Raw genomic sequence first — 13,944 nt, 5'->3', positions numbered from 1 at the left:
ACGGAGCGCCCTGCATGTCCGGCAATACCTACGGCAAGCTGTTCACTGTTACCACCGCGGGCGAAAGCCATGGCCCGGCGTTGGTCGCCATTGTCGACGGCTGCCCTCCGGGCCTTGAGTTGTCCCTGGAAGACCTGCAGCGTGACCTCGACCGCCGCAAGCCCGGCACCAGCCGCCACACCACCCAGCGCCAGGAAGCCGACGAAGTCGAAATCCTCTCCGGCGTGTTCGAAGGCCGCACCACCGGGTGCGCCATTGGCCTGCTGATTCGCAACACCGACCAGAAGTCCAAGGACTACTCGGCGATCAAGGACCTGTTCCGCCCGGCCCACGCCGACTACACCTACCACCACAAGTACGGCGAACGCGACTACCGTGGCGGTGGCCGCAGTTCGGCGCGGGAAACCGCGATGCGCGTGGCGGCCGGTGCGATTGCCAAGAAATACCTGGCGGCCCAGGGCATCGTGATTCGCGGCTACATGAGCCAGCTCGGCCCGATCGAAATCCCGTTCAAGACCTGGGACAGCGTCGAAGACAACGCCTTCTTCTGCCCCGACCCGGACAAGGTGCCGGAACTGGAAGCCTATATGGACCAGTTGCGCCGCGACCAGGACTCCGTCGGCGCCAAGATCACCGTGGTTGCCGAAGGCGTGATGCCGGGCCTGGGCGAGCCGATCTTCGACCGGCTGGACGCCGAACTGGCCCACGCGCTGATGAGCATCAACGCGGTCAAGGGTGTGGAAATCGGCGCCGGTTTCGCCTGTGTGGCCCAGCGTGGCACCGAGCACCGTGACGAGCTGACCCCGGAAGGCTTCCTCAGCAACAACGCTGGCGGCATTCTGGGCGGCATCTCTTCGGGCCAGCCGATTGTTGCGCACCTGGCGCTCAAGCCGACCTCCAGCATCACCACCCCGGGCCGTTCGATTGATGTGCACGGCAACCCGGTGGACGTGATCACCAAGGGCCGTCACGACCCATGTGTCGGCATCCGGGCCACGCCGATTGCCGAGGCAATGATGGCCATCGTGCTGATGGACCACCTGCTGCGCCATCGCGGGCAGAACGCCGAGGTAAAGGTCAGTACGCCGGTATTGGGCCAGCTGTGACAGTGTGTGGCGAGCGAGCTTGCTCGCGCTGGGCTGCGACGCGGACCCAAAGCCTGCAACCCGGCATTACCTGGAGAAATGCGGCGCTTCTAGTGGGGCCGCTTCGAGACCCAGCGCGAGCACGCTCGCTCGCCACCCGCCACTTATGCTGACGGAAGCACTCCCGTACTGGCGACTCTCCAGCTTCTACCTGTTCTATTTCGCCCTGCTGGGGGCGACAGCGCCGTTCCTGGCGCTGTACTTCGATCACCTGGGGTTCTCCAGCGCGCGTATTGGCGAGCTGGTGGCCATCCCCATGCTGATGCGCTGCGTGGCCCCCAACCTCTGGGGCTGGCTGGGGGACTACACCGGCCGGCGCCTGGCCATCGTGCGGTTTGGCGCGGTGTGTACCCTGGTGAGCTTCTCACTGATCTTTGTCAGCAAGACCTACGCCTGGCTGGCGCTGGTGATGGCGTTGCACGCGTTTTTCTGGCATGCGGTGCTGCCGCAGTTTGAAGTCATCACCCTCGCGCATTTGCAGGGCCAGACCTCACGCTACAGCCAGGTGCGGCTGTGGGGCTCCATCGGTTTTATCCTCACCGTGGTGATCATGGGCCGGCTGTTCGACTGGCTGAGCCTTGACATCTACCCGGTGGTGGTCGTGGTGATCATGGCGGGCATCATCGGCGCCAGTCTCTGGGTGCCGAATGCGCAGCCGTTGACCCAGGGCAACCGTCTGGCCGGCGACGGCTTTTTGCGGCAATTGCGCAGCCCCGGCGTGCTGGCGTTTTATGCCTGCGTGGCGCTGATGCAAATGAGTCACGGCCCTTACTACACCTTTCTCACCTTGCACCTCGAACACCTTGGTTACAGCCGTGGCGTGATCGGCATGCTGTGGGCGTTGGGCGTGGTGGCGGAGGTGTTGATGTTCCTGGCCATGAGCCGGATCCTCACGCGCTTTTCGGTACGCCGGGTGCTGATGGCGAGCTTCCTGCTGGCGGCGCTGCGCTGGTTGCTGCTGGGCTCGTTCGCCGAATTCTTCTGGGTACTGCTGCTGGCGCAAGTGATGCACGCGGCGACCTTCGGCAGTTTTCACGCGGCGGCCATCCAGTTCGTGCAGCGCAGCTTTGGTGCTCGCCAGCAGGGTCAGGGCCAGGCACTGTATGCCGCACTGGCCGGTACCGGCGGCGCACTGGGCGCACTCTATTCAGGTTACAGCTGGAACCTGCTGGGGCCGACCCTGACCTTCAGCATTGCCAGCCTCGCGGCCCTGGCCGCCGCCATAATCATTGGCATTCGATTGCAAGAGGAGAGGCCATGAGCCTGTCCCGTGACAGAGGAAGAGTTTGATGAGCTATCTCGCGGTTTACCACGTCTCCACCCCCGATACCCCGAACAAGGTCCTGACTCACCAGGACGATATCGCCTCGACCCTGGCCGAGCTGGGCGTGGGGTTCGACCGCTGGCAGGCCGCCACCCGGCTTGAGGCGGGCGCCAGCGAGGTTGAGATCGTCGCGGCCTACCAGGCGCCCATCGACAAGCTGATGACCGAGCGCGGTTACACCCATGTCGATGTCGTCAGCGTCAGCAACGACCACCCGCAGAAAGCCGAGCTGCGCGCCGAGCGCCTCGATGAACACCGTTTGGCGCATGATCATGTGCGCTTCTTCGTCGCGGGCCGTGGCCTGTTTACCTTGCACATCGACGACTATGTGTACGCGGTGTTCTGCGAGAAAAATGACCTGATCTCGGTGCCGGCCGGCATTGCACACTGGTTTGATATGGGTGAGAACCCGCACTTCGTAACGATTCGCCTGTTCAATAGCCTGGAAGGGTTGGCGGTCAATCTGACCGGTGATGGGATCGCCCAGGGTTTTCCTCGGCTCGAGGACTAACCTCGCCAACAGCAGCTTCCCGGATAGGAGGCTGCTCTAAAGTTCAACCCATACAAGTTGGAAATTGTTGTGGGAAGAAGCTTATAGGTTTGTGAGCAACAGCTGTTTCTCGCCGGCCTTACTTAATACTTCCACTCTTTGTGTAACTCTCTCTTTTCTCGATAGTTAATGGCCTGTCAATAGGAGCAATCCGAATACGGGCGTTATAAGACCTGAAGAAGAGAGAGGCCTGCATGAACGGTCCAGAACCACTGGAACAGCCGTCCACCGAAAGCGACAACCGACCTGCTGACAGCAGCAACACGCGTGCGAAGAAGTTGTTGTCCGGTAAACCCCTGACCCCAAAGGAACGGGAGGTTCTGCGCTGGGCCACTGAAGGCAAGACGGTCTGGGAAATCAGCAGGATTCGTTCAATCTCCCAGGCCACGGTGAAGTTTCACCTGCGTAACATCTATGGAAAGTTGCAGGTGACGAACCGGGTTCAGGCGGTGAACGAGGCGGTCAAGCAGGGTTTGTGCGAATAAAAAAAGGCCGTGATGCGCAACGGCACCACGACCTGTTCGGGTCCTGCATTACAGTCAAGCCGAATGGTAGGTCGGCAGGGCAAAGCGGTTCTGGCTTTGCAGCATCGAAATCTGCGGCAGGTCGCTGGCTTGTTCAGCCAGGTCACGGCGAATGGCGCTGATGACCCAAGTCAATTGGTCGGCCGTGTGCAGCTGCTGATAAGAGATCGAACGTTTGATCTGCTTGCCTTCGCTGTTGCGCAAGGTCAGCAGGATGCCGCCATCAGGACGTGCCTGAGTGGTGACGTCGAAATTGGAGAACACAGAAGAAAATTTATCTTGGATCAGGCTCATGTCTATCAGCTCCGTTAGCTCATGTTTTGCAGCGTGGAGTGATAGGTGCAGTGATTGTGCCAGTACTGGGTATCGTTAAAAAACGTTATAAATCAATAAGTTAAAAATTTATAAGATTTTCAGTTTCGTGCAAATTGCATGAATGGCCATCGTGCATCCTGCATTTTGCGTGGTTCTGCGTGGGATTTATCCGCATGTGCGCAAGGCAGGTCTTCCATACCGACCGCGAGACGGGTCGCGAAATTCCTTTTCCTTGCGGGATACAAAACTTTTCAAATCCTGAATGTACAGCCGAAGAATGGCTGGCGTATTTTCCTGCAAGGTATCCGGCGCCGGTCTTACGGTGCGAAGGGTGCTTGAGGGTCATACGAACAATAAGAAAAAGGACGTTCCCGCCATGAACCACCCGCCAAGTGACATGATCACCTGGGGCATGATGCTGCGTAAGGTGCCCACCATTGTCCGTGCGCTGCCCCGATTGGTGCGCGGTATCCGCGTTGCCAACATCACCGACCCCGACCAGCCATGCGGCCTCGGCTGGACCTTCGAACAAGCCACCCAGCGCAACCCCGATGGCGCCGCGCTGCTGTATGGCGACAGCGTGCTCACTTACCGCCAGGCCAATCAGCAGGCCAACCGCATGGCCCACTACCTGCAGCAGCAGGGCATCGGCAAGGGTGACGTGGTGGCGTTGTTTATCGAGAACCGCCCCGAGCTGTTGCTCAGCGTGCTGGCGGTGGCCAAGGTGGGCGGCATTTGCGCGATGCTCAATACCTCGCAAACCCAGACGGCACTGGTACACAGCCTCAACCTGGTGACGCCGGCAGCCATTGTGGTCGGTGCCGAGCTGGTGGGTGCCTACGAGGCGGTTCGCAGCCAGGTGGCAATCGGGGCAGAAAAAACCTGGTTTATCGCCGATCAACAGCACACCAGCGTACCGCCGGGTTATGTGGACCTGATGGCGGCGAGCGCTGACCATTCGCTGGAAAACCCCGCCAGTACCCAGCAGATCTACTTCAACGACCCTTGCTTCTATATCTATACCTCCGGCACCACGGGCTTGCCCAAGGCCGGCATTTTCAAACACGGCCGCTGGATGAAGTCCTCGGCCAGTTTCGGCACCATCGCCCTGGATATGGGCCCCGAAGACGTCGTCTATTGCACCTTGCCGCTGTATCACGCCACCGGCTTGTGCGTGTGCTGGGGGTCGGCGATTGCCGGAGCGTCGGGGTTTGCCATTCGCCGCAAGTTCAGCGCCAGCCAGTTCTGGGATGACGTGCGCCGGTTCAACGCAACCACCCTGGGTTATGTCGGCGAGTTGTGCCGCTACCTGATCGACCAGCCCGCCAGCGAGCAGGACCGTGATAACCGGGTGACAAAGATGATCGGCAACGGCTTGCGCCCCGGCGTCTGGGCTGAGTTCAAGCAGCGCTTTGGCGTCGATCACATCTGTGAGCTGTACGCTGCGAGCGACGGCAACATCGGCTTCACCAACGTGCTGAATTTCGACAACACCATCGGCTTTTCCCTGATGCACTGGGCGCTGGTGGACTACGCCCATGACAGCTGTGAGCCCATTCGCGGCAGTGACGGTTTCATGCGCGAAGTGCCGAAGGGCGGCCAGGGGCTGCTGCTGGCCCGGATCGATGACAAGGCGCCGTTCGACGGCTACACCGACCCCGAGAAGAACCGCAAGGTGGTGCTCAGCGACGTGTTCGAGAAGGGCGACCGCTACTTCAACACCGGCGACCTGTTGCGCAATATCGGCTTTGGTCACGCCCAGTTCGTGGACCGGCTGGGAGACACCTACCGCTGGAAAGGCGAGAACGTCTCCACCACTGAAGTCGAGAACATCTTCTTGCAGCACCCGCAGATTTCCGAAGTGGTGGCCTACGGCGTGGAGATTGAAAACACCAATGGTCGCGCCGGCATGGCGGCCATCACCCCCGCTGAATCCCTGGCGTCCCTGGACATGCGCGAACTGCTGACGTTTGCCCACGGGCAGTTGCCGGCGTATGCGGTGCCGTTGTTCCTGCGGATCAAAGTGAAGATGGAAACCACCGGCACCTTCAAATACCAGAAGGTAAAACTCAAGGAAGAGGCGTTCGACCCGGACAAGGCCGGTGATGATCCGATCTTTGCCTGGCTGCCGGGATCGGACAGCTACGTGCCGGTCACCGGGCAACTGCTGGCGGACATCCAGGCGGGCAAATTCCGTTATTGATTCTGCCTATCGCCGCTTTTGGGAAAAAAGGCATGACAGTGGGGAACTCCGTCGCGAGACTGGACGCCTTATGAAACACCAGACAAGGAGCCCCACATGTCAGACCAAGCCAAACAAATGACCGAAGACGAAGCCGCCGAATTTGCCGAGCAGGTATTCGACGTGGCACGCAAGGGCGATGCCGCGATGCTGGCGGCGTTGCTGGCCAAAGGCTTGCCGCCTAACCTGCGCAACCACAACGGCGACACGCTGTTGATGCTGTCGGCCTATCACGGTCATGTCGACGCGGTGAAAGTGCTGCTGGAGTTCAAGGCCGACCCACAGATTGCCAACGACAAGAACCAGCTGCCGATTGCCGGCGCGGCGTTCAAGGGCAACCTGCCGGTGGTCAAGGCGTTGATCGAGGGCGGAGCGTTGGTCGAGGGCGCCTCTTCAGATGGCCGTACGGCGTTGATGATGGCGGCGATGTTCAACCGCACCGAAATGGTGGATTACCTGATCAGCCAGGGCGCCAACCCCAAGGCCACCGATGCCCAGGGCGTGACCGCGCTGGCAGCGGCCCAGACCATGGGAGCGGTGGATACGGCGGCGCAGTTGCAAAAACTGGTGTAGGCTTTGCGCCCTCAAAACCAGCCCCGCCACAGGACCACCCCATGAAAACCGCACTCGTCGAACTCATCAGCAAAATCAGCTCCGGCTGCATGAGCGAACCCGAGATCGCCAGGGTGGCGGATGAAGCGGCCCAGGCCTACGCCGATCCTGACGCTTTCCTGGCCGCCAACCCGGACATCAACTACGACGACACCTTCCCGATTCCCCTGGGCGAGTGGATCGTTGTCGGCAGCCTGCCAGACACCGTGCTGTTCCAGGCCGACACTTACCAGGACCTGTTCGCCCAGATCGTCGCCTCGTTCGGCCCCGGCGTGGCGTTCAACCTCAAGCCCAAGCAGTTGGCCAAAACCGAAGCGCTGACCGCGCTGAACCGCATCCAGATCCAGATGAGTGCCCTTAATCCGGAGAGCGGCGGCTACGTGCTGGTCAACTTCAGCCAGTTGCTTGACGACGAGATCCAGGCCGTGCTGGTCTACGGCAATGACGTGCCACGGGTGCTGGAATTGTGCGCCGAAGTCGGGATCAAGGGCGAACCGTCCCTGGAAGCCCTGCGGGTTGCGGTCCACGTCTGAAATAAAACGGAACCCCTGGCCACGGCTGACTATCCTAAGCAGGCAAGCCCTCACTTAGGAGCGATACCATGGGTTCCACTTTTAATGGCCTGATCGGGTTGATCATCCTGGCGCTGGATATCTGGGCGATCATCAACGTGTTCAAAAGCGGCGCAGGTACCGGCGCCAAAGTGCTGTGGATCCTGTTGATCCTGCTGCTGCCGGTGCTGGGCTTGATCATCTGGGCGATCGCCGGGCCGCGCGGCAACGTGCGGATCTGATCGCCGGGCAAGGCTCCCGTGCGTCGCACGGGAGCCTTCAGATCAACCAGCTGCCTTCCAGCTCCAGCAACTTCACCTTGTTTTCAATCCCGCCGCCAAACCCCACCAATGTTCCATCGCTGCCCACCACACGGTGGCACGGAATGATAATGGAGATCGGGTTGGCGCCATTGGCCGTGCCTACTGCGCGGATCGCCTTGGGGTTCTCCAGGTACTGGGCCTGTTCGCCATACGTCCAGGTGCGTCCGTAGGGAATCTGCAACAACGCCTGCCATACCTGCTGCTGAAACGACGTACCCACCGGCGCCAGCGCCAGGTCGAAGACTTCCCGCTTGCGCGCGAAATACTCATCCAGTTGCCGACGCACTTCATCCAGCTCATTAGTTGCCGGAATCCAGTCTGCCTGCACCGGGCATTGATGCACGTCCATATACAACAGGCGCAGCCCTTGCTCATCCGCCGCCAGTAACAGCGGCCCGAGCGGACTTGGGTGATAGCAATAAAACATCATCGGGGCAATCCAAAAGGGCAGAGGGCAAAGATACGGCCGTAAGTTGGCCGCTACAATCCCGTTGTTTTTTGTGTGTCGAGATATTCGCTGTACAAAATTTTCACATTCCATCCAAGACAATTCGCCGGCTATTTTGCTGTCCGAGTGCTCTAAGACGAGTGCCAACAAACGGCCGGAGTGAGTAATCAATGGCGTTGCCGGCGTTGATCGGGCACCATTTGCGCCATTGCGTTCACCGTCTACCCCAGCCAGCCTGGGCGAGGGCGGGGCGCCGCTGTATTCATTCGCAACTTAAACTTCCAATGGGTCCTAAAACGACATGGCAAACCCGGACGCCCTGAATCAGCAGCGAGCTTCTAATCGCTTGCTGCAACCGACCGTCAAATCCCATCTGGCGTACACGCTGCTTTGTGCCTTGATCATGATGGTGATGTTCTCCCTGCTGCGCCTGGCGCTGCTGGTCTACAACCGCGAGATGATCCTCGACACACCGGCCTCCACCTTCCTTGAAGCATTCGCCAACGGCCTGCGCTTGGATATTCGCCTGGTGATGTACGTGCTGGTCCCGCTGCTGCTGGCCTTGTTCAGCGTGCGGGCGATGGCGGCGCGCGGGTTCTTCCGCTTCTGGCTGACGGTCGCGTCGAGCATCGCGCTGTTCCTCGGCCTGATGGAGATGGACTTCTACCGCGAGTTCCACCAGCGCCTCAACGGCCTGGTCTTCCAGTACGTGAAGGAAGACCCGAAAACCGTGATGAGCATGCTCTGGTACGGTTTCCCGGTGGTGCGCTACCTGCTGGCCTGGGCCGTGGGCACGCTGATCCTGAGCATCGCCTTTAAAGGCGCCGACCGTGCAACTCGCCCACGCGGCCCATTCAGCGGTGGCAGCATTGGCACCCGCCAGGTGGCGCCGTGGTACACCCGCATCGCGGTGTTCGTGGTCTGCCTGTTGATCGCCGTGGTCGCCATCCGTGGCACCCTGCGTCAGGGCCCGCCGCTGCGCTGGGGTGACGTTTACACCACCGATTCGAACTTCGCCAACCAGTTGGGCCTCAACGGCACGTTGTCGCTGATTGCGGCAGCCAAATCGCGCTTCTCCGAAGAGCGTTCGAACATCTGGAAAGCCACCCTGGAACAACCCCAGGCCACCCAGACCGTGCGCGACATGCTGGTGCTGCCAAGCGAAAAACTGGTGGATACCGACACCGCCGCCGTGCGCCGTGACTTCACGCCGCCGGCCGAGAAGACCCTGCCGATCAAGAACGTCGTGGTGATCCTGATGGAAAGCTTCGCCGGTCACTCGGTGGGCGCCCTGGGCCGCCCGGGCAACATCACGCCGTACTTCGACAAACTGTCCAAGGAAGGCCTGCTGTTCGACCGTTTCTTCTCCAACGGTACCCACACCCACCAGGGTATGTTCGCCACCATGGCCTGCTTCCCGAACCTGCCAGGCTTCGAATACCTGATGCAGACCCCGGAAGGCAGCCACAAACTGTCGGGCTTGCCACAGTTGCTCAGCCATCGTGATTTCGACGACGTGTATGTCTACAACGGCGACTTCGCCTGGGACAACCAGTCGGGCTTCTTCAGCAACCAGGGCATGACCAACTTCATTGGCCGCAATGACTTCGTCAACCCGGTGTTCTCGGACCCGACCTGGGGCGTGTCCGACCAGGACATGTTCAACCGTGGCCTGGAAGAGCTGAAAGCCCGTGAAGGCGGCAAGCCGTTCTATGCGCTGCTGCAAACCCTGTCCAACCACACGCCGTATGCGTTGCCGACGCCATTGCCGGTCGAGAAAGTCACCGACCGTGGCAGCCTCAACGAGCATTTGACGGCCATGCGCTACTCCGACTGGGCCCTGGGCCAGTTCTTTGAAAAGGCCCGCAAGGAGCCGTACTTCAAGGAAACCCTGTTCGTGATCGTGGGCGACCACGGCTTCGGCAACGAACAGCAGATCACCGAGATGGACCTGGGCCGCTTCAACGTGCCGATGCTGATGATCGCACCGGGCATGCAGGAGAAGTTCGGTGAGCGTGACCACACCGTGGGCACCCAGATCGACATCGTACCGACTATCATGGGCCGCCTCGGCGGTGACACCCTGCACCAGTGCTGGGGCCGTGACCTGCTCAACCTGCCGGAAGGCGACAAGGGCTTTGGCGTGATCAAGCCGTCGGGCAGCGACCAGACCGTGGCCTTGCTCACTGGCGACCGCGTGCTGGTACTGCCGAAGGAAATGCCGCCGAAGTTGTGGGAATACGAACTGGGCGCCAACCCTACCGGGAAGGTGATTCCAGAGTCGCCGGACGAGGCTGCGTTGAAGCAGAAGCTCGAATCGTTCCTGCAGACCGCTACCAAGAGCCTGCTGGATAACACCGCAGGTGTGGTGGACGGCAAGCCGGACTAAACACCCGCGCATAAAAAAAGAGGCCTTTTAAGGCCTCTTTTTTTTGTGCTGTTAAACCGGTTATATCTTGCCCAGCAACAACAGAATCAACAGAACTACCAACACGGTACCGAGAATACCCGATGGCCCGTAACCCCAGTTGCGTGAGTGTGGGAACACTGGAAGACCGCCGACCAGCAGGAGGATCAGAATAATGATAAGAATGAGGCTCATGTTTTGTTTTCCTTATTGTCTTCTGAAAAGACCTGATATTTAACGAGTAAGCCCGACAGCTATTACGGACGCCTTAATAACTCCGACCGGTGCGTCTGGCAGAAAATTCCGTGTTTTTTTAAAGCTTTTTGCTAACTTGCTTATTTCCTTTAACCGCGTTGCAAATATCCATCCTTAGTTGAAATAAATTGAACTTGGCGGGTTTGCCGGTATCCGACCCGGCCCGCGGTTTGCCCGGGGCATTCAGCACTCTGATGGTGCGTGGGTGCGGGAAAAACCTTCGCTACACTGCGGCTCACTTCTTCCGTGAACCACAAGGCTACTTTCCTATGCAAAATCGCATGATGATCACCGGCGCCGGTTCTGGCCTGGGTCGCGAAATCGCTCTGCGCTGGGCCCGCGAGGGTTGGCAGCTGGCCTTGTCGGACGTCAGCGAAGCGGGGCTGCAAGAAACCCTCAAGCGGGTGCGCCAGGCCGGCGGTGACGGTTTCACCCAGCGCTGCGACGTGCGCGACTACAGCCAGCTCACGGCGTTCGCACAGGCCTGTGAGGAGAAGCTGGGCGGCATCGACGTGATCGTCAACAACGCGGGTGTGGCGTCGGGCGGGTTCTTCAGTGAGCTGTCCCTGGAAGACTGGGACTGGCAGATCGCAATCAACCTCATGGGCGTGGTCAAGGGCTGCAAGGCGTTCCTGCCGCTGCTGGAAAAGAGCAAGGGCCGCATCATCAACATCGCCTCCATGGCCGCACTGATGCAGGGCCCTGCCATGAGCAACTACAACGTGGCCAAGGCCGGCGTGGTGGCGCTCTCCGAAAGCCTGCTGGTGGAACTCAAACAACAGGAAGTGGGCGTACACGTGGTGTGTCCGTCGTTCTTCCAGACCAACCTGCTGGACTCCTTCCGCGGGCCGACACCCGCCATGAAAGCCCAGGTGGGCAAGCTCCTGGAAAGCTCACCGATTACGGCGGCCGAGATTGCCGACTACATCTACCAGCAGGTGGCTGAAGGGCAATTCATGATCCTGCCCCACGAGCAGGGGCGCATGGCCTGGGCGCTGAAGCAGAAGAACCCGCAGCTTCTCTATGACGAAATGACCGTGATGGCGGACAAGATGCGGGCCAAGGCTCAATCGCAGGCGGTGAAAGGTTGAATTTCAGGTGAGCAACTGATGTGGCGAGGGAGCTTGCTCCCGCTGGGCTGCGCAGCAGCCCCAAAACCTGCCAACCAAGTCTTCCTGAAAGAATGCATTGACCTTATTGGGGGCGCTTCGCACCCCAGCGGGAGCAAGCTCCCTCGCCACAGAGATCGCCTGCAAATATGAACATATCGTTTGGTTCTTGGGTGTAATTCGAGATTATTCACAGCCTGTCTGTAGGGTAATTTACCCTGATGTGTAAGATATGCCTGTTTATCCTGAAGGCCATTGATGGTGCCAGGCGGGTAGCGCAAGGTCGGGGTTCGGTAACTTAAAAAGGACGAACCCCATGCTGGTATTAAGCCGCGCGGTAGGCGAAATAATCTCGGTGGGCGACCACATCACGCTGCGCATCCTGGAGGTGAGCGGCACCCAGGTGAAATTGGGCGTCGAAGCGCCGGTGGGGGTCAATGTGCATCGCACGGAGGTCTATCAGAAGATTCTCAGCCGTCAGGGGCAACCGGCCCAACCTGCTTCCAACCCCTGAGGGTCAGTCGAACAGGTGCTTGGGCACGTCGTGCTTGAGCATCAATTGGCATTGCTCGCTCTCGGGGTCGAAAACGATCAGGGCCTGGCCCTTGGTCAACGCCTGGCGTACCCGCAGCACCCGGGTTTCCAGGGGCGTATCGTCGCCGTTATCGGTGCCGTCGCGGGTCACGAAGTCTTCGATGAGGCGGGTCAGGGTGTCGACTTCAAGTGCATCGTAAGGAATCAGCATACAAGCCTCAGCTAAGGAATCCCGGCGATGCTACTGCGCCGGGATCCCAGTTGCCAGTCTCAGGTTTTTTGACCCACCAGACTGTCCACCGACGGCACGCGGGTATCGCTCTCCATTTGCGTGTCGTGTTCGATCTGGTGGCTGAACCGATCCAGGGAGCCTTTGGCCGGCTGGGCATCGCTGGCGAATACCGGCGGGCTGAGGATGTAGGCACCCAACAGGCGACTCAACGCCGCCAGGCTGTCGATGTGGGTGCGCTCATAGCCGTGGGTGGCATCGCAACCAAACGCCAGCAGGGCCGTGCGAATGTCGTGGCCGGCGGTCACTGCCGAATGTGCGTCGCTGAAGTAATAGCGAAACAGGTCGCGGCGCACCGGCAACTCATTTTCCGCCGCCAGGCGCAGCAGGTGCCGTGACAGGTGATAGTCATAGGGTCCGCCGGAATCCTGCATCGCCACACTCACCGCGTGTTCGCTGGAGTGCTGCTCGTGGGCCACCGGCGCGATGTCGATCCCGACGAACTCACTCACATCCCACGGTAAGGCTGCCGCTGCGCCGCTGCCGGTTTCTTCGGTGATGGTGAACAGCGGATGGCAGTCGATCAGCAGCGGTTGGCCGCTGTCGACAATCGCCTTGAGTGCCGCCAGCAGGGCGGCAACCCCGGCTTTATCATCCAGGTGGCGGGCGCTGATATGGCCGCTCTCGGTGAACTCCGGCAGCGGGTCAAAGGCGACGAAATCGCCCACGCTGATGCCCAGGGAATCGCAGTCGGCGCGGGTGGCGCAGTAGGCGTCCAGGCGCAGTTCGATGTGGTCCCAGCTGATGGGCATCTCATCCACGGCCGTATTGAACGCGTGCCCCGACGCCATCAGCGGCAGCACACTGCCACGGATCACGCCGTTGTCGGTAAACAGGCTGACGCGGCTGCCTTCGGCAAACCGGCTGGACCAGCAACCCACCGGCGCCAGGGTCAGGCGGCCATTGTCCTTGATCGCCCGCACGGCAGCGCCGATGGTGTCCAGGTGCGCGGAAACGGCGCGGTCGGGGCTGTTTTTCTGACCCTTGAGGGTGGCGCGAATGGTCCCGCGCCGGGTCATTTCAAACGGAATGCCCAGCTCTTCAAGGCGCTCGGCAACGTAGCGCACGATGGTGTCGGTGAATCCGGTGGGGCTGGGGATGGCAAGCATTTCCAGCAGCACTTTTTGCAGGTAAGCGAGATCCGGTTCGGGGATGGTTCGGGTCATGGAAACTCCTGATGAGTTGAGGGCATCGATGGTTTCGATGAGTAGGCCATTGGCTAGAGAGTCATCGGCTGTTCCGGCCCCATCGCGGGCAAGCCCGGCTCCCACAGGGGAATGCATTCCAAATGTGGGAGCGGGCTTGCCCGCGAAAGC

16 protein-coding genes are annotated in these 13,944 nt (G+C 60.3%); 11 read left to right on the top strand and 5 right to left on the bottom strand.

Features of this window, described 5'->3' with window-relative positions:
- Window positions 1–14 precede the first annotated feature (14 nt).
- From aroC to MUM_RS0126635, 4 genes are all read left to right on the top strand, one after another.
- Window positions 15–1,106: a chorismate synthase gene (aroC, locus tag MUM_RS0126650; RefSeq protein WP_010176056.1), complete on the top strand. Its 1,092-nt coding sequence runs from the start codon at window positions 15–17 to the stop codon at window positions 1,104–1,106.
- A 148-nt stretch (window positions 1,107–1,254) separates the two neighbouring features.
- Window positions 1,255–2,406 (top strand): MFS transporter, encoded by a 1,152-nt coding sequence (locus MUM_RS0126645; RefSeq protein ID WP_029616118.1) that lies wholly within the window; start codon window positions 1,255–1,257, stop codon window positions 2,404–2,406.
- A gap of 28 nt (window positions 2,407–2,434) precedes the next feature.
- Window positions 2,435–2,980, top strand: a complete 546-nt coding sequence (locus MUM_RS0126640; protein ID WP_010176052.1) for a 1,2-dihydroxy-3-keto-5-methylthiopentene dioxygenase — start codon at window positions 2,435–2,437, stop codon at window positions 2,978–2,980.
- 233 nt (window positions 2,981–3,213) lie between these two features.
- Entirely contained in the window at window positions 3,214–3,504 is a 291-nt protein-coding gene (locus tag MUM_RS0126635; RefSeq protein ID WP_010176050.1) for a response regulator transcription factor, read from the top strand.
- A gap of 54 nt (window positions 3,505–3,558) precedes the next feature.
- Here MUM_RS0126635 and MUM_RS0126630 read toward each other — a convergent pair whose 3' ends face one another.
- Entirely contained in the window at window positions 3,559–3,837 is a 279-nt protein-coding gene (locus MUM_RS0126630) for a DUF3509 domain-containing protein (RefSeq protein WP_003216777.1), read from the bottom strand.
- A gap of 397 nt (window positions 3,838–4,234) precedes the next feature.
- Here MUM_RS0126630 and MUM_RS0126625 point away from each other — a divergent pair, with 397 nt between their 5' ends.
- The 4 genes from MUM_RS0126625 (at window position 4,235) to MUM_RS0126610 (ending at window position 7,505) form a co-directional block, all read left to right on the top strand.
- Window positions 4,235–6,061: a long-chain-acyl-CoA synthetase gene (locus tag MUM_RS0126625; protein WP_010176048.1), complete on the top strand. Its 1,827-nt coding sequence runs from the start codon at window positions 4,235–4,237 to the stop codon at window positions 6,059–6,061.
- Between the two features lie 96 nt (window positions 6,062–6,157).
- The gene (locus MUM_RS0126620; RefSeq protein WP_010176046.1) at window positions 6,158–6,673 is read left to right on the top strand and encodes an ankyrin repeat domain-containing protein; all 516 of its coding nucleotides are present in this window, start codon (window positions 6,158–6,160) and stop codon (window positions 6,671–6,673) included.
- A 41-nt stretch (window positions 6,674–6,714) separates the two neighbouring features.
- Window positions 6,715–7,245, top strand: coding sequence for a hypothetical protein (locus MUM_RS0126615; protein WP_010176044.1), 531 nt, complete (start codon window positions 6,715–6,717; stop codon window positions 7,243–7,245).
- A gap of 68 nt (window positions 7,246–7,313) precedes the next feature.
- Window positions 7,314–7,505, top strand: a complete 192-nt coding sequence (locus tag MUM_RS0126610; RefSeq protein WP_010176042.1) for a PLDc N-terminal domain-containing protein — start codon at window positions 7,314–7,316, stop codon at window positions 7,503–7,505.
- A 37-nt stretch (window positions 7,506–7,542) separates the two neighbouring features.
- On the opposite strand, the gene MUM_RS0126605 is transcribed toward MUM_RS0126610, so the two are convergent.
- Entirely contained in the window at window positions 7,543–8,013 is a 471-nt protein-coding gene (locus MUM_RS0126605) for a methylated-DNA--[protein]-cysteine S-methyltransferase (protein WP_029616117.1), read from the bottom strand.
- A 322-nt stretch (window positions 8,014–8,335) separates the two neighbouring features.
- Here MUM_RS0126605 and MUM_RS0126600 point away from each other — a divergent pair, with 322 nt between their 5' ends.
- Window positions 8,336–10,423: an LTA synthase family protein gene (locus tag MUM_RS0126600; RefSeq protein ID WP_010176037.1), complete on the top strand. Its 2,088-nt coding sequence runs from the start codon at window positions 8,336–8,338 to the stop codon at window positions 10,421–10,423.
- A gap of 60 nt (window positions 10,424–10,483) precedes the next feature.
- On the opposite strand, the gene MUM_RS1000000133605 is transcribed toward MUM_RS0126600, so the two are convergent.
- Complete coding sequence (locus MUM_RS1000000133605; RefSeq protein ID WP_003216767.1) at window positions 10,484–10,636, bottom strand: DUF3309 family protein; 153 nt, start codon at window positions 10,634–10,636, stop codon at window positions 10,484–10,486.
- Window positions 10,637–10,965: 329 nt separating this feature from the next.
- Between MUM_RS1000000133605 and MUM_RS0126590 the strand changes: the two genes are divergently transcribed.
- Together MUM_RS0126590 and csrA are read left to right on the top strand one after the other, a co-directional pair.
- Complete coding sequence (locus MUM_RS0126590; RefSeq protein WP_010176035.1) at window positions 10,966–11,787, top strand: SDR family oxidoreductase; 822 nt, start codon at window positions 10,966–10,968, stop codon at window positions 11,785–11,787.
- Window positions 11,788–12,121: 334 nt separating this feature from the next.
- A complete protein-coding gene (gene csrA / locus MUM_RS0126585) occupies window positions 12,122–12,319 on the top strand; it encodes a carbon storage regulator CsrA (protein WP_010176033.1) in 198 nt (65 codons plus the stop codon).
- A gap of 3 nt (window positions 12,320–12,322) precedes the next feature.
- Here the strand turns inward: csrA and MUM_RS0126580 are convergent, their stop codons facing one another.
- Entirely contained in the window at window positions 12,323–12,550 is a 228-nt protein-coding gene (locus tag MUM_RS0126580; protein WP_003192759.1) for a YheU family protein, read from the bottom strand.
- Between the two features lie 59 nt (window positions 12,551–12,609).
- Entirely contained in the window at window positions 12,610–13,794 is a 1,185-nt protein-coding gene (locus MUM_RS0126575; protein ID WP_003216760.1) for an osmoprotectant NAGGN system M42 family peptidase, read from the bottom strand.
- Between the last annotated feature and the right edge of the window lie 150 nt (window positions 13,795–13,944).

The organism is Pseudomonas sp. PAMC 25886, assembly GCF_000242655.1.
Lineage (GTDB): Bacteria > Pseudomonadota > Gammaproteobacteria > Pseudomonadales > Pseudomonadaceae > Aquipseudomonas.
The sequence above is the reverse complement of the archived record's forward strand: the minus strand, read 5'-3'. Positions and strand labels throughout refer to the sequence as shown.